This window comes from Streptomyces sp. NBC_00986 (assembly GCF_045162565.1).
GTDB lineage: Bacteria > Actinomycetota > Actinomycetes > Streptomycetales > Streptomycetaceae > Streptomyces.
The window spans coordinates 9,244,139-9,263,277 of the sequence record NZ_CP108733.1 but is presented as its reverse complement, the minus strand read 5'-3'; the positions used below and the strand labels follow the sequence as shown (position 1 = coordinate 9,263,277).

Below are 19,139 nucleotides of genomic sequence, written 5' to 3'. Positions count from 1 at the left end.
CGGACAGTGTCCGTCATGCGGGGGCGTGAAACCTGAGATCGCGGAGAAAGGTCGCTCGGGCGGTCGGAGGTAGGGTCGACGATGTCCAACACCCGGCGGAAACAGGAGACATCACCGTGCAGGACGAGGCCGCGGCCGACGGCGAGGCGCTGGAGGTCTGGATCGACCAGGACCTCTGTACCGGCGACGGCATCTGCGCCCAGTACGCCCCCGAGGTCTTCGAGCTGGACATCGACGGCCTGGCCTATGTGAAGAGCCCGGACGACGAGCTGCTGCAGGACAAGGGCGCCACCACGCTCGTGCCGTTGCCGTTGTTGGTCGACGTCGTGGACTCCGCCAAGGAGTGCCCCGGGGACTGCATTCATGTGCGCCGGGTCGCGGACCGGGTCGAGGTGTACGGGCCCGACGCGGCCTGAGGGACGGCGGGGGTCAGACGTTCTGGGCGTTGCCGGGGGTGGAGCGGACGAACGTGCCGTTCTGCCACTGCCACTTGGCGGTTTCCTTCACGTCGGGGCAGCAACTGGGCACGTCCGCCGTCGAGTAGCCGAGCAGGGTCGCGAGCACCGCGCCGTCGCGTACGGAGAAGTCGGTGACGGTCTCGCGGGCCTTCGGGGCGACCAGGGTGGCGACGACGCGCGGCTTGGCGGCGCCCGCTCCCTGGGTGAGGACGTAGACGCCGTCGGGCGGGGTACCCATGCCCGCGTCGCAGTGGACCACGGCGACCGTCTCCGGCCGGCCGTCGCCGTCGAGGTCCCCGGATGCCTTCTTCTGTACGACGGCCTTCACGGGGCCGCAGTCGAGGGGGAAGGCGACTCCTGTGGTCGCGGGGGCCGAGGCGGCGGGCGCGGACTTGGTCTGCGGACCGGCGGCCTGGGCGGCGTGCGCGGAGTCGGGCTGCAGGCCCGAGGAGAGAGCCACGACGCCGGCGAGAGCCGTGGCGGTGGCGACCCAGTGGATGGGACGGGTGGTGGTGTGTGCCAGTTCCAGTTCCGGGACGGCGGAGTGCTGCACTAGGAGTGTCTCCTGTGAGGGCTGTGCCGGTGGGGGTGGCCTGCATGCTGCCACACGGCACGGTGCGGGGGAACGGCGGGGTCGACAGTTCGTTCGCCCGGTCACACGGGAGGGTCCGACGGGGTCGGTACGGCGGAAGTCGGCACGTCGGTCGGTGCGTCGGTCGGTGCGTCGGTCGGTGCGTCGGTCGGTGCGTCAGAAGAAAGACGCCGTGGCCGAGTTCCGGAGGATTTCCGGGAACTCGGCCACGGCGTTCGTGCGTTGAGTGCGGCACAGGGCCGCCCTTGTGTGCGGCTCAGCGGCCGGCGGCGCCACCGGCGGCATTGGGGCCGTCGTAGTCCTCGCCGTAGGCACCCTTGGCGGGGCGGCGGCGGCGCATGGGGGGCTCGACGCCGTCCGCGAGGCGGCGGGCGGTGAGGAGGAAGCCGGTGTGGCCGATCATCCGGTGGTCGGGGCGGACGGCCAGGCCCTCGACGTGCCAGTTGCGGAGCATCGTCTCCCAGGCGGTCGGCTCGTTGAAGGAGCCGATCTCGCGGATGGACTCGACGGTCCGCGCGAGCTGGGTGGTGGTCGCGACGTAGCAGCACAGGATGCCGCCGGGCACGAGCGCCTTGGAGACGGCCTCCAGGCACTCCCAGGGGGCGAGCATGTCGAGGATGACGCGGTCGACGTCCAGGTCGGACAGGTTGTCCTGGAGGTCGCCGACGGTGAGCTGCCAGGCGGGGTGCGGGCCGCCGAAGTAGCGCTCCACGTTCTGCTGGGCGATCTCGGCGAAGTCCTCGCGGCGCTCGTAGGAGTGCAGCATGCCCTGGTCGCCGATGGCGCGCAGCAGGAAGCTGCTGAGCGAGCCGGAGCCGACGCCGGCTTCCACGACGCGTGCGCCGGGGAAGATGTCGGCGAAGGCCAGGATCTGCCCCGCGTCCTTGGGGTAGACCACGGCGGCGCCGCGGGGCATGGACAGGACGTAGTCGGGGAGCAGGGGGCGCAGCGCGAGGTAGGCGACGTTGCCGGTGGTGCGGACAACGCTGCCCTCGGGAGCACCGATCAGTTCGTCGTGCGGGAAGGAACCCTTGTGGGTGTGGAAATTCTTCCCGGCTTCGAGCGTGAACGTGTAGTGGCGGCCCTTGGGGTCGGTCAGCTGAACCTGGTCCCCGACCTTGAAGGGCCCGCGCCTGCGGGCGGCACCGGTCGGTTCGGACATGTGACCAGCCTACCGGCGTTTACGGGGGCCGCCGACCACGCGCGCGTGCGTCAGTTGGGGCGGGCCATGGCCTTCACGAAGGCGCGCTCGACGTCGGCGGCGGACAGGACGCCGTAGATCTCGCCGGTCTCCTCGATGACGAGGTACTCGGTGGCGGGGGTCGCGCGCAGGGCGTCCAGGAGGTCCTCTCCGGCCAGTTCCGCGGAGACGCGCATGCCGTCCGTGAGGTCCTGGGCGAGGCCGCTGACGGAGACCCAGGGGCGGCGGTGTTCGGGGACGCCGACGATGGCGGCCTCGCGGACGAGGGAGAGGGGCTGGCCGTCGGCGTCGACGACGACCAGGGCGCGGGCGCCGGCGGCGTTGGCGCGGCGCAGGGCTTCGGAGAGCGGGGTGTTGGTCTCGACGGGGACCGCGCGGCGGGTGAGGTTGCGGGCACGGAGTTCCGGGAGGTGTTCACGGAGTCGGGCCATACGGAGGCTGTTGCCTGCGCCGGTCCAGATGATCGCGGCGAGGATCGCGGCGAGCAGCGCGTCCGTGACGGTGTCCATGCCGCTGATGTCCTCGGTGTTGGTGCCGAGGGCGCCGGTCTGGGTGAGCAGCGGCAGACCGATCAGGACGGAGACGGCGAGGGCGCGGCCGACCCAGGCGGCGGCGATCGTGCCGCTCATGGGCCTGCCGGTGATCTTCCAGACGACGGCGCGGAGCATGCGGCCGCCGTCGAGGGGCAGGCCGGGCAGCAGGTTGAAGGCGGCCACGATGAGGTTGGAGACCATCAGTCCGGCCAGCAGGACGCCGGGGACGGTGCCGGGTTCGGTGGGCAGCATGGCCAGGTAGAAGATGCCCGAGAGGATCAGCGAGAGCAGCGGGCCGACGAAGGCCAGCACGAACTCCCTGCCGGGGGTCTCGGCCTCCTTCTCGATCTCGGAGACTCCCCCGAAGAACTGCAACTGGATGCGGCGGACCGGGAGTTTGAAGCGGAGCGCGGCGACGGTGTGGGCGAGCTCGTGCACCAGGACCGAGCCGTAGAAGGCGACGGCGAAGAAGAGGGCCACGAGGTAGCGGGCGGCGCCCAGCTCGGGCAGCACGCGGTCGAGCTGCCCGCCGAACACCCAGGTGATGAGCGCGGCCACGAGGAACCAGCTGGGCGCGACGTAGACGGGCACACCGAAGGGCCGCCCCATCAGCAGCCCGCCACCGGGCTCCTTGGGGCGCTGTGGGGGGCGTCCCTTGGCGATCCGGGGGTCTGCGTGGGGTTGGGCGTTGGGGTCGGTGTGGGCGTAGGGGAGGTTCGGGTGGCTGGGGGTGCCGTCGTGGTCGCTGCCCGTGGACGCGCTGTCGCGCTTCGGCTCACCGTTCAGATGGGCGGGCGACGTGCGGTGGTTCGTGGTGGTCGCGGACGTAGCGTCCGTCTCCGTACGGCGGTGTGTGGCGGGGTCGGAGGAACCTGCGGGCGTCTCCGTCTCCGGGGCGCCGTTCGCGGCGGAGACGGACGGTGATCCCTGCTCCGTACGATCCTCTGCGGCAGGCCCGGACGATGCGCCCTGCTCCAAGTCGTCGTCACGCGTGCTGTGTTCGAGCGACGTGGTCGCCTCGTCGCGGCCCTGGGACGGCGCGTCTGTTGCCTCACGCTCCCCGGACGACGTGCTCGCGTCCCCGTGGTCCTGGGACGACGCGACCGTGGTTCCACGCTCTCCGGGTGAGGTGTTCCCGTCGCCGTGGACCTGGGAAGGCGTACTCGCGTCCTCGCGGTCCGCAGATGACGTACCCGTGTACCCGTGTTCTACGGACGACGTGCTCGCGTCCCGGCGGTCCTCGGGCGACGTACCCGTGGCCCCGCGCTCGCCGGACGGCCTGTTCACATCCCCGCGGTCCTCGGACGACGTACCCGTGGCCCCGTGCTCTCCGGACGACGTGCTCCCGTCCCTGCCCTCTCCGGACGGCGCGCTCGCGTCCCCGCGCGCCTGCGGGGAGGTCTCGGGCTTCTGGTCGGTGGAGTCGTCGGGTTTCGGTTCGGGGGTGCCGGGGGCGGTGGCCGGGGTCGTGGCACCCGGGGCGTGTTCGGTCGGCTCGTTGGTGCCGGACCGCGGCTGCCCGCTCCCGCCGCTCTCGTCCACGGTGTCCCCTCGTTCGAAGCATCCTCCGCACCAACCGGGCGGAGGGGTCTCGGGTCGATGGTATGCGGCGGTCGGGACGCGTTCCGCCCCGGCACCCCCCGCGTTTCCCCGGCCGTCGCGGGCTCGTCGGCCGGGATCGGGTCACTGTCAGTGGCGGGCCGTAAGGTCTGTGGGCATGGAGACCAGTGCGGAGGGCGTCGCGGGGACAGTCGGCGACGAGGGCGCGGCGGCGGAGCCGACCGCGGCGGTGACGGTGGAGACGGGGACGGCGGACGTGGTCGAGCGCGTCGCCATAGCGCCTGCCTCGTTGTCGCCCTCGCGTGCCAGTGACTTCATGCAGTGCCCGTTGCTGTACCGGTTCCGGGTGATCGACCGGCTCCCTCAGAAGCCCAGCGAGGCGGCGACCAAGGGGACCCTGGTGCACTCGGTGCTGGAGCGACTCTTCGACGCGCCGGCGGCCGAGCGTACGGCGCCGCGGGCCAAGTCGCTGATCCCCGGGCAGTGGGACCGGCTGCGGGAGTCCCGGCCGGAGGTCGTGGAGCTGTTCGCCGACGATCCGGAGGGCGAGCGGCTGGCGCGCTGGCTCGGGGAGGCGGAGCGGCTGGTCGAGCGGTGGTTCTCCCTTGAGGATCCGACGCGGCTGGAGCCCGCCGAGCGGGAGATGTTCGTCGAGGCCGAGCTGGATTCGGGGCTGAGGCTGCGCGGGATCATCGACCGGGTAGATGTGGCGCCCACAGGCGATGTGCGGATCGTCGACTACAAGACGGGCAAGGCGCCTCGGCCCGAGTATGCCGAGGGTGCGCTGTTCCAGATGAAGTTCTACGCCCTGGTGGTCTGGCGGCTGAAGCAGGTCGTCCCGCGGCGGCTTCAGCTGGTGTATCTGGGCAGTGGGGACGTGGTGACGTACGACCCCGTCATCGCCGACCTGGAGCGGGTGGAGCGCAAGCTGCTGGCCCTGTGGGAGGCGATCCGGCTGGCCACGGAGACGGGCGACTGGCGCCCGCGCCCGACCAAGCTGTGCGGCTGGTGCGACCACCAGGAGGTGTGCCCGGAGTTCGGCGGCACTCCCCCGCCGTATCCCTTGCCGGTACGGCGGGCCGACGGCGGTTCTGACGGGGATGTCGAGGCGGCTGGCGGGGTTTCCGCTGAAGGCGCCTCGGGTCCGGAGGCCGCGGACGGACTCTCCACCAAGGGGTCATAGGCGACGAACCGACCTTCCGCCAAAGGGGTCCCTGCGCCCCCCTCGCCACAAGCCCGGACACAGCGAACCGTGTCCCGACACCCGCTTCCACCAAGACCCGACAGCCGCCCCCAAGGCCGGTCGAGTCGCCCGGCGTCGCGCAGGGCAGAATGGGCCCGGGCTAGCGAAGGAGATTCACGTGGCCATCCGCGTCCTACTGGTTGATGACCAGCCGCTGCTGCGAACCGGGTTCCGGATGATTCTGGAGGCGGAGCAGGATCTCGCGGTCGTCGGGGAGGCCGGTGACGGTCTGCAGGCGCTCGACCAGGTGCGGGCTCTGCAGCCCGATGTGGTGCTGATGGACATCCGTATGCCGCGGATGGACGGGGTGGAGGCGACCCGGCAGATCACCGGTCCCGGTCGGGACGGTCCGGCGAAGGTGCTGGTGCTGACCACCTTCGATCTCGACGAGTACGTCGTGGAGGCGTTGCGGGCCGGTGCCAGTGGCTTCCTGCTCAAGGACGCTCCGGCGAACGAACTGGTGCAGGCGATCCGTGTGGTGGCCGCCGGTGAGGCCATGCTGGCGCCCAGCATCACGCGGCGGCTGCTCGACAAGTACGCCGGGCATCTGCCGTCCGGTGACGAGCCCGTCCCGGATGCTCTGCACACCTTGACCGAGCGTGAGGTCGAGGTGCTGAAGCTGGTGGCGCGCGGGCTGTCGAACGCGGAGATCGCCGCCGACCTGTTCGTCAGCGAGACCACCGTCAAGACGCATGTGGGGCACGTCCTCACCAAGTTGGGCCTGCGCGACCGGGTCCAGGCCGCGGTGTACGCGTACGAGAGCGGGCTGGTGCGCCCCGGCGCGCAGTAGGCACTAGGCACCGGGTACGTACGAAAGAGGGCGCCCCTTCCTGACGGGGGCGCCCTCTTCGTGTCTGCGGGTCCGGGCCGAAAGGCCAGTGGCCGGTCCCGCCGCGTTCGGCGGGACCGGCCACTTAGTCGAGCTTGTTCGGCGTGCGCGAGTGCGCGGTCAGTTGCCCACGCCTCGGCCCAGCTCCCAGAGCTGGAGGGTCGAGGAGGAGTTGAGCGCGTACGCGGTGCCCGTGACGTCGTCGCGGGCGGCGACGTACTGCTTGCCCTGCCACAGCGGGATCAGCGGGACGTCGGTGGCGACGATGTCCTGGATGGCCGTGAGGCTCTTGGAGGCGGCGAGCCGGTCGGCCTCGCGGCGGGACTCCGGGATCAGGGTGCTCCTGATCTTGGTGCTGACGTACGGCGAGCCGAGGGTGTTGTCCTTGTCGAGGAACGGCGCAAGGTAGTTGTCGGCGTCGGGGAAGTCCGGGAACCAGCCCATCCCGTAGACGTCGTACTTGCCCTTCTGCTCGGCCGGGCGGAACGTCGACCAGGGGGTGCCCTTGATGCTGACGTCGAACAGGCCGCTGTCGTTGAGCTGCTTCTGGAGCTGCTCGAACTCTTCCTTGGTGGCCGAACCGTAGTGGTCGGTCGTGTAGTTCAGGGTCAGCTTCACCGGAGTGGTGATGTTGGCCTGCTCCATCATCGTCTTGGCCTTGGAGACGCTCGGGTCGCCGTACTTGTTGAAGAACGAGTTCGAGTGACCCGTGATGGTCGCCGGGACCATGGAGTAGAGCGGCTCGGCCTCGGTGCCGTAGACCTTGGAGACGAGTTCGCCGCGGTCGATGATCTGGGCCATCGCCTCGCGTACGGCCTTCGTCTTCACGGTCGGGGCATTGGTGTTGAAGCCCAGGTAGCGGATTTCGAGGCCGGGCATCTCGACGAGGTCGACGTCGCCGTCCGTGTCGTCGCTGAGTTTCTGGATCTGCTCCGGCGACATGGTGCGCGTCATGACGTCGATGTCGCCCTTGCTGATCGCGGCGCCCATGGCGTCGGCGTCAGCGAAGGAACGCATCTCGACCTTGCTGTTGTTCACCTTCAAAGCACCCTTGTAATTGGGGTTCTTGGTGAACGTGGCCGTGGTGATCGCGTCGTCCTTCGTGGACGCCGAGAGGGTGTACGGGCCGGAGCCGTCGATGTCGAAGCCGTCGCGCAGCTTGTCCTTCTGGTAGTCGTCCGGATTCACGATTCCGGCGACGGGAGTGGACAGCTTGTACGGGAACGTGGCGTCGGCCGTCTTCAGGTGGAAGATGACGTCGCGGTCGCCCTGGGTCTCGATGGTGTCGACGGTCGACAGCAAGGCGAACACGCCGCTGTCGGCCTTGATGCGCATCGCGCGGTCGATGGAATACTTCACATCTTCCGCGGTGATCTTGTCGCCGTTGGCGAACTTCAGACCCTCGCGCAGGGTGCAGGCGTAGCGCTCGTTGCCGGTGTCGGTGAAGCCGCACTTCTCGGCGGCCTCGGGGACCGGGTCGCCCTCGCCCTTGGGCTGGATCATCAGCGTCTGAATGGTCTGGCGCAGGATGTTCCAGGTACCGACGTCGTAGGCGTAGGCGGGGTCGAGCGGCGCCGGAGCGTCCTTCGTCGCCTCGAACCGGTCCGTGGTGCCGACGATGATCGCATCGTCGCTGGAACTCCCGCTGCCGGAGCCGCCACACGCGGCGAGCACCGGCGCGAGCAGGCCGACGACGGCCGGCAGCACCAAAGTCTTGCGGTTCATGCGGGAGTTTCTCCAGAGCTGTTCGAGTCCGTGTACCCGACATACATGGGGTGGTGATGTCGATCACGGGGGTAAGGGCGATGTTCTCGCGTTGAGATTAGTCCGGACCCGCACGGGGGTTCACGGTCACCGTAGTTGAGTTCCCATCACGCAGCGGAACCGGCCGTGGACAGACCGAAAACCCGTCGAGGGAAGGATTAGTGCAGGGTTTCACCAATCGGGACACAAGGGTGCGCGATCGGCCTCAGAAATGGGGTGAACAGCACAGGGCGACGATATTGTCGACCCTCACGCACGTGGGGAACCTCACACGCTTCAACTCAGTTGGAGCGCAACGGAATTCGGCCGATCGACCGCGGCCGAATTCCTTTCCCGTTGATCCCATTGGACTTTGCACGCTCGGTGAACAGCTGACGCATTTCCGTCATCAGCCGGCCATCAGTCCGCGCAGAAATGCCAGGTCGACGACTTCCAGGGAGGTCACGACGGTGCGCCGGGCGGCCGGGGCGATGGGCGCCACGGACGGCACGGCCACCACCAGACAGCCCGCAGCCTCCGCCGCCGCGACACCGGTCGCGGTGTCCTCCACGACGGCACAGCGGGCCGGGTCCACACCGAGTCCGGCGGCGGCCAGCAGATACGGGTCGGGGTACGGCTTGGTGCGCGCGACCTCGTCACCGGCGACCGTCAGCGCGAAGTGCTGGGGGCCGAGCGCGGTCAGGACGCGGTCGATGATGCGCCGGTGCGAGGCGGAGACCAGGGCTGTGGGGATCTCGTACTCCGCCAGCTCGGCCAGGAGTCTGGCAGCGCCCGGCATCAGCGGCAGGGTGCGCCCGATGCGGTCCTCGAAGCCCGCGTTGAGCAGGACGGACAGCTCGGCGAGTGTGATGTCGGCGCCGGTGGCCTCGATCAGGAAGCCGGCGCTACGGGTCATGGGGCCGCCGACCACGACATGGCGCCAGGAGTCGTCGAGGGTGTGTCCGAGGGCGGCGAAGACCTCGACCTCGACCTCCCACCAGAAGCCCTCGGTGTCCACCAGGGTTCCGTCCATGTCGAGGAGTACGGCCTGGAGTGCTGAGCCTTCGGCCGTACGGGTTCCGAGCGCGGGGACCGTGCTGGTCATCCTGGCGCACCTCCTTGAGGGACGATCAGGCCGGCCGCCCCTGATACCAACAAGGGCGACCGGCCTGCGGTGGACCGACCAGTGTACGACTTATCCGATCAGTGTGCTCGTCCGTTCAGCGCGCCTGTGTATTCAGCGCTCCGAGGTCGCTCAGCGCGCGTTGAAGTACTTCGCCTCCGGGTGGTGGATGACGATCGCGTCCGTGGACTGCTCCGGGTGCAGCTGGAACTCCTCGGAGAGGTGGACGCCGATGCGCTCCGGCTCCAGCATGTCGGCGATCTTCGCGCGGTCCTCCAGGTCGGGGCAGGCGCCGTAGCCGAGGGAGAAGCGGGCGCCGCGGTACTTGAGGGCGAACATGTCCTCGACGTCCGTGGGGTCCTCGCCGGCGAAGCCGAGTTCGGAGCGCACGCGCGCGTGCCAGTACTCGGCGAGCGCCTCGGCCAACTGGACGGACAGGCCGTGCAGTTCGAGGTAGTCGCGGTAGGAGTTCGCCTCGAAGAGCTTGGCGGTCTCCTCGCCGATGCGGTTGCCCATGGTGACGATCTGGAAGCCGACCACATCGGTCTCACCGGACTCCTCCGGGCGGAAGAAGTCGGCCAGGCACAGGCGGCGGCCGCGGCGCTGGCGCGGGAAGGTGAAGCGGGTGCGCTCGTTGCCCTGCTCGTCCAGGATGATCAGGTCGTCGTCCTTGGACACACAGGGGAAGTAGCCGTAGACCACGGCCGCTTCGAGGAGGTTGTCGGTCTGGAGCCTGTCCAGGAGGCCGCGCAGACGCGGGCGGCCCTCGGTCTCGACGAGTTCCTCGTAGGTCGGGCCGTCGCCGGTGCGGGCCTGCTTGAGGCCCCACTGGCCCTTGAAGAGGGCGCCCTCGTCCAGCCAGGACGCGTACTCCTTGAGCTGGATGCCCTTGACGACCCGGGTGCCGCGGAACGGCGGAGTGGGGACCGGGTTGTCGACGGCGACGTCGGAGCGGACGTGGCCCTCCTCGGGACGCTCCTCGGCCTCTGTGACGGCCGCCGTCGCCCGCACCCGGCGCTGCTTCAGCTCGGGCAGCTTCGCGCCGGGCACGCCCCGCTTGACGCCGATCAGGGCGTCCATCAGGCGCAGCCCCTCGAACGCGTCGCGGGCGTAACGGACTTCGCCCTCGTAGATCTCGTGCAGGTCCTGCTCGACGTAGGCCCTCGTCAGCGCGGCGCCGCCCAGGATGACCGGGTAATCGGCGGCCATCCTGCGCTGGTTGAGCTCCTGGAGGTTCTCCTTCATGATCACCGTGGACTTGACCAGGAGGCCCGACATGCCGATGACATCGGCGCGGTGCTCCTCGGCGGCCTCCAGGATCGCGGAGACCGGCTGCTTGATGCCGAGGTTGACGACGGTGTAGCCGTTGTTGGACAGGATGATGTCGACGAGGTTCTTGCCGATGTCGTGGACGTCGCCGCGCACCGTGGCCAGCACGATGGTGCCCTTGCCCTCCGCGTCCGACTTCTCCATGTGCGGCTCCAGATAGGCGACCGCGGTCTTCATCACCTCGGCGGACTGGAGCACGAACGGCAGCTGCATCTGCCCGGAGCCGAACAGCTCGCCGACGACCTTCATGCCGTCCAGGAGCGTCGCGTTGACGATGTCCAGGGCCGGGCGGGTCTCCAGCGCGGCGGCGAGGTCGGCCTCCAGGCCGTTCTTCTCGCCGTCGATGATCCGCCGCTTGAGCCGCTCCTCCAGCGGGAGCGCGGCCAGCTCCTCGGCCCGGCCCGCCGTCCGGGACTTCGTGGTGGCGCCCTCGAAGAGGGCCATCAGCTTCTGCAGCGGGTCGTAGCCCTCCGCGCGGCGGTCGTAGACCAGGTCGAGGGCCGTCTTCACCTCCTCCTCGGTGAAGCGGGCGATCGGCAGGATCTTCGAGGCGTGCACGATCGCCGAGTCCAGGCCCGCCTTGACGCACTCGTCGAGGAAGACGGAGTTGAGCAGGACGCGGGCGGCCGGGTTGAGGCCGAAGGAGATGTTCGAGAGGCCCAGCGTGGTCTGGACGTCGGGGTGGGCGGCCTTGAGGCGGCGGATCGCCTCGATGGTGGCGATGCCGTCGCCGCGGGACTCCTCCTGGCCGGTGCAGATGGTGAAGGTCAGGGTGTCGATGAGGATGTCCGACTCGTGGATGCCCCAGTTCGCCGTCAGGTCCCCGATCAGCCGCTCGGCGATGGCGACCTTGTGCTCCGGGGTGCGCGCCTGGCCCTCCTCGTCGATGGTCAGCGCGATGAGCGCGGCGCCGTGCTCCTGGGCGAGCTTGGTGACCTTCGCGAAACGGGACTCGGGGCCGTCGCCGTCCTCGTAGTTGACGGAGTTGATGACCGCGCGGCCGCCGAGCTTCTCCAACCCGGCCCGGATGACCGGGACTTCGGTGGAGTCCAGGACGATGGGGAGGGTGGAGGCGGTGGCGAAGCGGCCGGCGAGTTCCTCCATGTCGGCGACGCCGTCGCGGCCGACGTAGTCCACGCAGAGGTCCAGCATGTGGGCGCCCTCGCGGATCTGGTCACGGGCCATCTCCACGCAGTCGTCCCAGCGGCCCTCCAGCATGGCCTCACGGAACTTCTTCGAACCGTTCGCGTTCGTACGCTCACCGATCGCCATATAGGCGGTGTCCTGCCGGAACGGCACCGTCTGGTAGAGCGAGGCGGCGCCGGGCTCGGGCTGGGGGTGACGCTCGGTCGGGGTGGCCTCACGGACCCGCTCAACGAGCCGGCGCAGGTGCTCGGGGGTCGTACCGCAGCAGCCGCCGACCAGGCTCAGGCCGTAGTCGCGGACGAAGTGGTCCTGCGCGTCGGCCAGGCCCTCGGGGTCGAGCGGGAAGTGGGCGCCGTCCTTGGTGAGGATGGGCAGGCCCGCGTTCGGCATGCAGAGCAGCGGGGTGCGGGAGTGTCGGGCCAGGTAGCGCAGGTGCTCGCTCATCTCGGCGGGCCCGGTCGAGCAGTTCAGGCCGATCATGTCGATGCCGAGGGGCTCCAGCGCGGTGAGCGCGGCGCCGATCTCGGAACCCAGGAGCATCGTGCCGGTGGTCTCGAAGGCCATCGAGACGAGCAGGGGTACGTCGACGCCGGTCGCCTCCATGGCGCGGCGGGCGCCCAGGATCGACGACTTGGTCTGGAGGAGGTCCTGGGTGGTCTCCACGATCAGGGCGTCGGCGCCGCCGGCGAGGAGACCCTCGGCGTTGGCCCGGAAGCCGTCGCGGAGGGTGGCGTAGCCGATGTGGCCGAGGGTCGGCAACTTGGTGCCGGGGCCGATGGAGCCGAGGACCCAGCGCTGGCGGCCGTCGCGGGCGGTGAAGTCGTCGGCGGTCTCGCGGGCGATGCGGGCGCCGGCCTCGGAGAGTTCGTGGACGCGCTCGGGGATGTCGTACTCGGCCATCGCGGAGTGGTTCGCGCCGAAGGTGTTCGTCTCGACGCAGTCCACGCCGACGCCGAAGTACTCCTCGTGGACCGAGCGGACGATGTCCGGGCGGGTGATGTTCAGGATCTCGTTGCAGCCCTCGAGGTTCTCGAAGTCCTCGAGTGTGGGGTCCTGCGCCTGGAGCATGGTGCCCATGGCTCCGTCGGCGACCACCACGCGGGTGGCGAGTGCCTCTCGGAGCGCGGACACACGGGTCCGGCTGTCGGCAGAAGGGGTCAGTGGCGACGAGGCCATGAAGGGGCTCCCTGGAGTGCGACGGCTGTCGGCTTTGCGGCTTCCCAGGGAACCTCTCACGGAACTCCCCGGGGAGCGTGCACGTCGCCAGGGTAACGGGGTCGGGCCGAGGGATGCTCGATGCGTCCATGGGGCGGACCGGGTGGCGTGGAGGCGGACCGGGGTGAAAGGGACGCGGACCGGGGTGACGGGCGGGTCAACGCCGTCTAGGTTCTCGCGACGAGTGACCTAACAGAGACGTGACCGGAATCGGCCGACCATTAGCGGGAGGTCGGCATGGACCGGTAGTGTTCGACATTGCCGAACGGCGGCAGCGACGTCGCGCGTCGACGGTCGAACGGGACGGAGGCAGTACGGCGATGGCACGGAACATCCAGTCGCTCGAACGGGCGGCCGCGATGCTGCGCCTGCTCGCGGGCGGCGAGCGACGGCTCGGCCTCTCGGACATCGCCTCGTCGCTCGGTCTCGCCAAGGGCACCGCCCACGGCATCCTGCGCACCCTCCAGCAGGAGGGCTTCGTCGAGCAGGACGACGTCTCCGGGCGCTATCAGCTCGGCGCCGAACTGCTGCGCCTGGGCACCACCTACCTCGACGTCCACGAACTACGGGCACGCGCCCTGGTCTGGACGGACGACCTGGCCCGCTCCAGCGGCGAAAGCGTGCACCTGGGAGTGCTGCATCAGCACGGTGTCCTGATCGTGCACCACGTCTTCCGCCCCGACGACAGCCGCCAGGTCCTGGAGATCGGGGCCATGCAGCCGCTGCACTCCACGGCCCTGGGCAAGGTCCTGTCGGCCTACGACCCGGTCGCGCACAGCGAGGCCCTGGAGGCCGACCGCAAGCCCTTCACCGACCGCACGGTGTCCGAGCTCGCCGACTTCGAGCACATCCTCGACGTGACACGCGCGCGTGGATACGCGGCCGACGTCGAGGAGACCTGGGAGGGCGTCGCGTCCATCGCCGCCCCCATCCACGACCGGCGGCGCATGCCCGTCGGCGCGGTCGGCATCACGGGCGCGGTGGAACGGCTGTGCCGGCCCGACGAGGACGGCGCGCTGCGCCCCGAGCTGATCGCCGCGGTACGGGACTGCGCCCGCGCGGTGTCGCGGGATCTCGGCGCCGGGCGGTTCTGAGCTCAGCGGATTCACAGCGGGAACTCACCGGAACGTCATGCCGACGTTCCGGTATCAGTCGTACTGTGGATGACAAAGTCGGCCAAAACGCCAAATCACCACACACGGTGTCCATCTGATAGCCGTCCGCATCGACCGTGAGATCGATAGCCCACAGCAATCAATAACGATCGTGTTTTCGATAACAGCACTCTTGACGCGCCTGTAACCCCGGAGCAAGACTCCCGTCCATCGGTCGGCATTGTCGAACACCTACCGGCAATACGCGCTAGAGTGTGGCAACGCCAAAGGCCGGCATCGCTCTCATCCCCGAGGGCGCACGAACCCCCGGCGGGACCCGGGGTTCGGCTTCCCTGGACGAAGGACAAAGGAGTCGCGGGTGTCCAGCTCCGACATCTTCATCGGCGAGACCATAGGTACCGCCGTGCTCATCCTGCTGGGCGGTGGCGTCTGCGCCGCCGTCACGCTGAAGGCCTCCAAGGCCCGTAACGCCGGCTGGCTCGCCATCGCCTTCGGGTGGGGTTTCGCCGTCATGACGGCCGTGTACATCTCGGCACCGCTCTCCGGCGCCCACCTCAACCCGGCCGTGACGCTCGCACTCGCGATCAAGGACGGTGGCTGGGACAACGTCCCGATCTACTGGGCCGGGCAGCTGCTCGGCGCCATGATCGGCGCGACCCTCGTCTGGGTGGCCTACTACGGCCAGTTCCAGGCCCACCTCACGGACAAGGAGATCGTCGGCGAACCGGCGGCCAAGGCCGTCGAGGCCGAGGAGAAGGGCGCCGGACCTGTCCTGGGCATCTTCTCCACCGGTCCTGAGGTCCGCAACGTGGTGCAGAACCTCGCCACGGAGATCATCGGCACCGTCGTCCTGATCCTCGCCATCCTGACGCAGGGTCTGAACGACAAGGGCAACGGTCTCGGCACCCTGGGCGCCCTGATCACCGCGTTCGTGGTCGTCTCCATCGGTCTGTCGCTCGGCGGCCCGACCGGTTACGCCATCAACCCGGCCCGTGACCTGGGCCCGCGCATCGTGCACGCGCTCCTGCCGCTGCCCAACAAGGGCGGCTCCGACTGGAGCTACGCCTGGATCCCGGTCGTCGGACCGCTGATCGGCGGCGCGATCGCTGCGGGTATCTACAACCTCGCCTTTGCTTAGAACCGGACGAGAACCGGAACTCCGAGCACTGAAGCAGCAGTAGAACCAGTCCTCATGACCACGGAACCCCTCAGGAGCACACAGTGACCGACGCGCACACCGCCGGACCGTTCATCGCGGCCATCGACCAGGGCACGACCTCCAGCCGTTGCATCGTCTTCGACCGGGACGGCCGTATCGTCTCCGTCGACCAGAAGGAGCACGAGCAGATCTTCCCGAAGCCGGGCTGGGTCGAGCACAACGCCACCGAGATCTGGACCAACGTCCAGGAGGTCGTCGCCTCCGCCATCGAGAAGGCCGGCATCACCCGCGACGACATCAAGGCCATCGGCATCACCAACCAGCGCGAGACGACCCTCCTCTGGGACAAGAACACCGGTGAGCCCGTCCACAACGCCATCGTCTGGCAGGACACCCGCACCGACGCGCTCTGCAAGGAGCTGGGGCGCAACGTCGGTCAGGACCGCTTCCGCCGCGAGACGGGTCTCCCCCTCGCGTCGTACTTCGCAGGACCCAAGGCCCGCTGGCTGCTCGACAACGTCGAGGGCCTGCGCGAGCGCGCCGAGGCGGGCGACATCCTCTTCGGCACCATGGACAGCTGGGTCATCTGGAACCTGACGGGCGGTGTCAACGGCGGCAAGCACTACACCGACGTCACCAACGCCTCCCGCACCATGCTGATGAACCTGCACACCCTGGAGTGGGACGAGAAGATCGCCGAGTCCATCGGCGTCCCGATGAACATGCTCCCGGAGATCCGCTCCTCCGCCGAGGTCTACGGCGAGGTCACCGGCGGCCGTCTCGGCGAGCTGCTCGGCGGCATCCCGGTCGCCTCCGCGCTCGGTGACCAGCAGGCGGCCCTGTTCGGCCAGACCTGTTTCGCCGAGGGCGAGGCCAAGTCCACGTACGGCACCGGCACGTTCATGCTGATGAACACCGGCGAGAAGATCATCAACTCCTACTCGGGGCTGCTGACCACGGTCGGCTACCGGATCGGCAATGACGCGCCGGTCTACGCCCTGGAGGGTTCGATCGCCGTCACCGGTTCGCTGGTGCAGTGGATGCGCGACCAGATGGGCCTCATCTCCACCGCCGCCGAGATCGAGACGCTCGCGCTCTCGGTCGAGGACAACGGCGGCGCCTACTTCGTGCCGGCCTTCTCCGGTCTGTTCGCCCCGTACTGGCGCTCCGACGCCCGCGGCGTGATCGCCGGTCTCACCCGGTACGTCACGAAGGCGCACCTCGCGCGTGCCGTCCTGGAGGCCACCGCCTGGCAGACCCGTGAGATCACGGACGCCATGACGAAGGACTCCGGTGTCGAGCTGACCGCGCTCAAGGTCGACGGCGGCATGACCTCCAACAACCTGCTGATGCAGACGCTCTCGGACTTCGTGGACGCCCCCGTGGTGCGCCCGATGGTCGCCGAGACCACCTGCCTCGGTGCCGCCTACGCCGCCGGCCTCGCCGTCGGCTTCTGGACCAGCACCGACGACCTGCGTGCCAACTGGCGCCGGGCCGCCGAGTGGACCCCCAACATGGCCGCGGAGAAGCGCGACCGTGAGTACAAGAGCTGGCTCAAGGCCGTCGAGCGGACCATGGGCTGGCTCGAGGACGAGGAGTAAGAACCCCACATGACCAGTCAGTCCACCCTGCAGTCCGTGCCTGCCCTCGGTACGCACCCGGCCTCCGGCTCGAACCCGAGCCGGGCCGAGACCCGGGAGCAGCTCTCCAAGGCGACGTACGACCTCCTCGTCATCGGCGGCGGCATCCTGGGCATCTCCACCGCCTGGCACGCCGCGCAGTCCGGGCTGCGGGTGGCCCTGGTCGACGCCGGCGACTTCGCCGGTGCCACCTCTTCCGCCTCCTCCAAGCTCCTCCACGGCGGTCTGCGCTACCTGCAGACCGGCGCGGTGAAGCTGGTGGCGGAGAACCACTTCGAACGCCGTGCGGTGTCCCGCCAGGTGGCCCCTCACCTGGCGAACCCGCTCACGTTCTACCTCCCCGTGTACAAGGGCGGTCCGCACGGTGCGGCGAAGCTCGGGGCGGGCGTCTTCGCCTACTCCGCGCTCTCCGCGTTCGGTGACGGCGTCGGCCACCTCCTGTCCCCCGCCAAGGCGGCGCAGGACGTGCCCGAGCTGCGCACCCAGAACCTCAAGGCCGTGGCCGTGTACGGCGACGACCAGATGAACGACGCCCGCATGGCGCTGATGACGGTCCGCGCGGCCGTCGAGGCGGGCGCGGTCGTCCTCAACCACGCCGAGGTCACCGGCCTGCGCTTCACCCAGGGCCGGGTGACCGGCGCGGAGCTGCGCGACACCACCTCCGGCGACGAGTTCGGCGTGAGCGCCCGCCTGGTGCTCAACGCGACCGGCCCGTGGGTCGACCACCTGCGCAAGATGGAGGACCCGAACGCGGCACCGTCCATCCGCCTGTCCAAGGGCGCGCACCTCGTCCTGAAGCGCACCTCCCCCTGGAAGGCCGCGCTCGCGACCCCCATCGACAAGTACCGCATCACCTTCGCCCTCCCCTGGGAGGACATGCTCCTGCTCGGCACGACCGACGAGGAGTACGAGGGCGACCCGGCGGATGTCTCGGTCACCGAGAAGGACATATCCCAGATCCTGGACGAGGCCGCGTTCTCGGTCCGCGACCAGCAGCTCTCCCGTGACCTGATCACGTACTCCTTCGCGGGCCTCCGCGTGCTGCCCGGCGGCCCCGGGAGCACGGCCAAGGCCAAGCGCGAGACGGTGGTGACCGAGGGCAAGGGCGGCATGCTGTCCGTCGCGGGCGGCAAGTGGACGACCTTCCGGCACATCGGCCGTACGGTCATGCAGAAGCTGGAGGCCCTCCCGGGCCGCCCGCTCGGCGAGGACTTCGAGCCGATCTCCTCCCTCCCCAAGAAGCTCCCGCTCCCGGGTGTGGCCAACCCGCGCGCGGTCGCCCACCGCCTCCTGGTCGACAACCCGGCCCCGGGCCCGCGCATGGCCGCCGACACGGCGAAGCACCTGGCCACGCACTACGGCTCGTTGGCCTTCGACATCGCCCGACTCGCCAACGAGAACCCGGAGTTGGGCCGGCGCGTCCACCCCGACGCCCCCGAGATCTGGGCCCAGGTCGTCTACGCCCGCGACCACGAGTGGGCCGAGACCCAGGACGACGTCCTCCGCCGCCGCACGACCCTGACGATCCGGGGTCTGGCCACGGACGAGGTGCGGAGCAAGGTCCAGGACCTGCTCGACAAGAAGTAGGCGCTACGGCATGACAGGGGCGGTTCCCGGACGGGAGCCGCCCCTTTGGCGTGCCCGGTTGTCAGTGCCGGGTGTTTTCATGGGCGTATGAACAACGATCAAGCCTCCGCCGATGAACTCGCCGCGCTGCGGGCGGCGTTCGGCGTGGACGACGACGGCGAGTCGGCGCTCGGCTGGGACGCGGTGCGTGCGTTCGAGGCGGAGCACGGGGTGGTGCTGCCGGAGCCGTACCGGACGTACGTGGCGGAGATGTCCGACGGGTCGTTCCAAGGTCCGCCGGAGTACGGGCTGGTGGGGCTGGCCGAGTTGCCGGACGACTGGGGCGACGGCGAGGAGGACCGGGACCTGGGCAAGCCGTTCCCGCTCACCGCGGGGTGGTTGTGGGAGGAGGACGACGGGCCCTACGAGGACCCCGACGCGGTCGTCGAGCAGGTCCTCAACCACGGTTCCATCGTGCTCGGGACCGACGGCTGCGCGATGAACTGGCACCTTGTCGTCACCGGCCCTCAGCGGGGTCACATCTGGCACGTCACCGATGTGGGCGCCATGCCGTTCGGCGCGGAGTTCGGGTTCACGACCTCCGCGCCGGGGTTCGCCGGCTGGGTGGCGCACTGGGCGGCCGGCAAGGAGTGGTTCGACGCGGAGTGACGCCCCTCAACGGAGTGA

The 19,139-nt window shown here is 69.5% G+C and carries 14 protein-coding genes; 8 read left to right on the top strand and 6 right to left on the bottom strand.

Annotated elements, in window-relative coordinates; all coding sequences use genetic code 11:
• Positions 1-110: 110 nt before the first annotated feature.
• On the top strand, positions 111-416 hold the full coding sequence (locus OG504_RS41615; protein WP_328686559.1) for a ferredoxin: 306 nt from the start codon (positions 111-113) through the stop codon (positions 414-416).
• Between the two features lie 13 nt (positions 417-429).
• On the opposite strand, the gene OG504_RS41610 is transcribed toward OG504_RS41615, so the two are convergent.
• The 3 genes from OG504_RS41610 to OG504_RS41600 all read right to left on the bottom strand — a co-directional run bounded on the left by OG504_RS41610 (position 430) and on the right by OG504_RS41600 (position 3,762).
• The gene (locus OG504_RS41610; protein WP_366495634.1) at positions 430-1,011 is read right to left on the bottom strand and encodes a hypothetical protein; all 582 of its coding nucleotides are present in this window, start codon (positions 1,009-1,011) and stop codon (positions 430-432) included.
• A gap of 295 nt (positions 1,012-1,306) precedes the next feature.
• Complete coding sequence (locus tag OG504_RS41605) at positions 1,307-2,212, bottom strand: tRNA (adenine-N1)-methyltransferase (RefSeq protein ID WP_366436185.1); 906 nt, start codon at positions 2,210-2,212, stop codon at positions 1,307-1,309.
• A gap of 50 nt (positions 2,213-2,262) precedes the next feature.
• Positions 2,263-3,762: a site-2 protease family protein gene (locus tag OG504_RS41600; RefSeq protein WP_405996570.1), complete on the bottom strand. Its 1,500-nt coding sequence runs from the start codon at positions 3,760-3,762 to the stop codon at positions 2,263-2,265.
• Between the two features lie 739 nt (positions 3,763-4,501).
• Here OG504_RS41600 and OG504_RS41595 point away from each other — a divergent pair.
• Positions 4,502-5,527 carry a RecB family exonuclease gene (locus OG504_RS41595; protein ID WP_405994408.1) on the top strand — a complete coding sequence of 342 codons (1,026 nt, stop codon included), beginning with the start codon at positions 4,502-4,504 and terminating at the stop codon, positions 5,525-5,527.
• Between the two features lie 178 nt (positions 5,528-5,705).
• The gene (locus OG504_RS41590; protein WP_019066105.1) at positions 5,706-6,377 is read left to right on the top strand and encodes a response regulator transcription factor; all 672 of its coding nucleotides are present in this window, start codon (positions 5,706-5,708) and stop codon (positions 6,375-6,377) included.
• A gap of 159 nt (positions 6,378-6,536) precedes the next feature.
• Here the strand turns inward: OG504_RS41590 and OG504_RS41585 are convergent, their stop codons facing one another.
• The 3 genes from OG504_RS41585 to metH form a co-directional block, all read right to left on the bottom strand.
• Complete coding sequence (locus OG504_RS41585) at positions 6,537-8,141, bottom strand: ABC transporter substrate-binding protein (protein WP_405994407.1); 1,605 nt, start codon at positions 8,139-8,141, stop codon at positions 6,537-6,539.
• A gap of 427 nt (positions 8,142-8,568) precedes the next feature.
• Positions 8,569-9,264 (bottom strand): HAD family hydrolase, encoded by a 696-nt coding sequence (locus OG504_RS41580; protein WP_405994406.1) that lies wholly within the window; start codon positions 9,262-9,264, stop codon positions 8,569-8,571.
• Between the two features lie 150 nt (positions 9,265-9,414).
• Positions 9,415-12,933: a methionine synthase gene (metH, locus tag OG504_RS41575; protein ID WP_405994405.1), complete on the bottom strand. Its 3,519-nt coding sequence runs from the start codon at positions 12,931-12,933 to the stop codon at positions 9,415-9,417.
• Positions 12,934-13,292: 359 nt separating this feature from the next.
• Between metH and OG504_RS41570 the strand changes: the two genes are divergently transcribed.
• The 5 genes from OG504_RS41570 to OG504_RS41550 all read left to right on the top strand — a co-directional run bounded on the left by OG504_RS41570 (position 13,293) and on the right by OG504_RS41550 (position 19,121).
• Positions 13,293-14,066 (top strand): IclR family transcriptional regulator, encoded by a 774-nt coding sequence (locus OG504_RS41570; protein ID WP_033283721.1) that lies wholly within the window; start codon positions 13,293-13,295, stop codon positions 14,064-14,066.
• A 379-nt stretch (positions 14,067-14,445) separates the two neighbouring features.
• A complete protein-coding gene (locus OG504_RS41565) occupies positions 14,446-15,225 on the top strand; it encodes an MIP/aquaporin family protein (RefSeq protein WP_405994404.1) in 780 nt (259 codons plus the stop codon).
• 83 nt (positions 15,226-15,308) lie between these two features.
• Positions 15,309-16,847: a glycerol kinase GlpK gene (gene glpK / locus OG504_RS41560; protein ID WP_405994403.1), complete on the top strand. Its 1,539-nt coding sequence runs from the start codon at positions 15,309-15,311 to the stop codon at positions 16,845-16,847.
• Positions 16,848-16,856: 9 nt separating this feature from the next.
• Positions 16,857-18,473 (top strand): FAD-dependent oxidoreductase, encoded by a 1,617-nt coding sequence (locus OG504_RS41555; protein ID WP_405994402.1) that lies wholly within the window; start codon positions 16,857-16,859, stop codon positions 18,471-18,473.
• Positions 18,474-18,560: 87 nt separating this feature from the next.
• Positions 18,561-19,121, top strand: coding sequence for an SMI1/KNR4 family protein (locus tag OG504_RS41550; protein ID WP_405994401.1), 561 nt, complete (start codon positions 18,561-18,563; stop codon positions 19,119-19,121).
• The last annotated feature ends 18 nt before the right edge of the window (positions 19,122-19,139 follow it).

What these genes read in the sequence shown, in the direction of transcription:
- OG504_RS41585 (WP_405994407.1), bottom strand. Translation starts at nt 8,141, where the DNA reads ATGAACCGCAAGACTTTGGTGCTGCCGGCCGTCGTCGGCCTGCTCGCG.
- OG504_RS41605 (WP_366436185.1), bottom strand. Translation starts at nt 2,212, where the DNA reads ATGTCCGAACCGACCGGTGCCGCCCGCAGGCGCGGGCCCTTCAAGGTC.
- OG504_RS41580 (WP_405994406.1), bottom strand. Translation starts at nt 9,264, where the DNA reads ATGACCAGCACGGTCCCCGCGCTCGGAACCCGTACGGCCGAAGGCTCA.
- OG504_RS41570 (WP_033283721.1), top strand. Translation starts at nt 13,293, where the DNA reads ATGGCACGGAACATCCAGTCGCTCGAACGGGCGGCCGCGATGCTGCGC.
- metH (WP_405994405.1), bottom strand. Translation starts at nt 12,933, where the DNA reads ATGGCCTCGTCGCCACTGACCCCTTCTGCCGACAGCCGGACCCGTGTG.
- OG504_RS41550 (WP_405994401.1), top strand. Translation starts at nt 18,561, where the DNA reads ATGAACAACGATCAAGCCTCCGCCGATGAACTCGCCGCGCTGCGGGCG.
- OG504_RS41555 (WP_405994402.1), top strand. Translation starts at nt 16,857, where the DNA reads ATGACCAGTCAGTCCACCCTGCAGTCCGTGCCTGCCCTCGGTACGCAC.
- OG504_RS41595 (WP_405994408.1), top strand. Translation starts at nt 4,502, where the DNA reads ATGGAGACCAGTGCGGAGGGCGTCGCGGGGACAGTCGGCGACGAGGGC.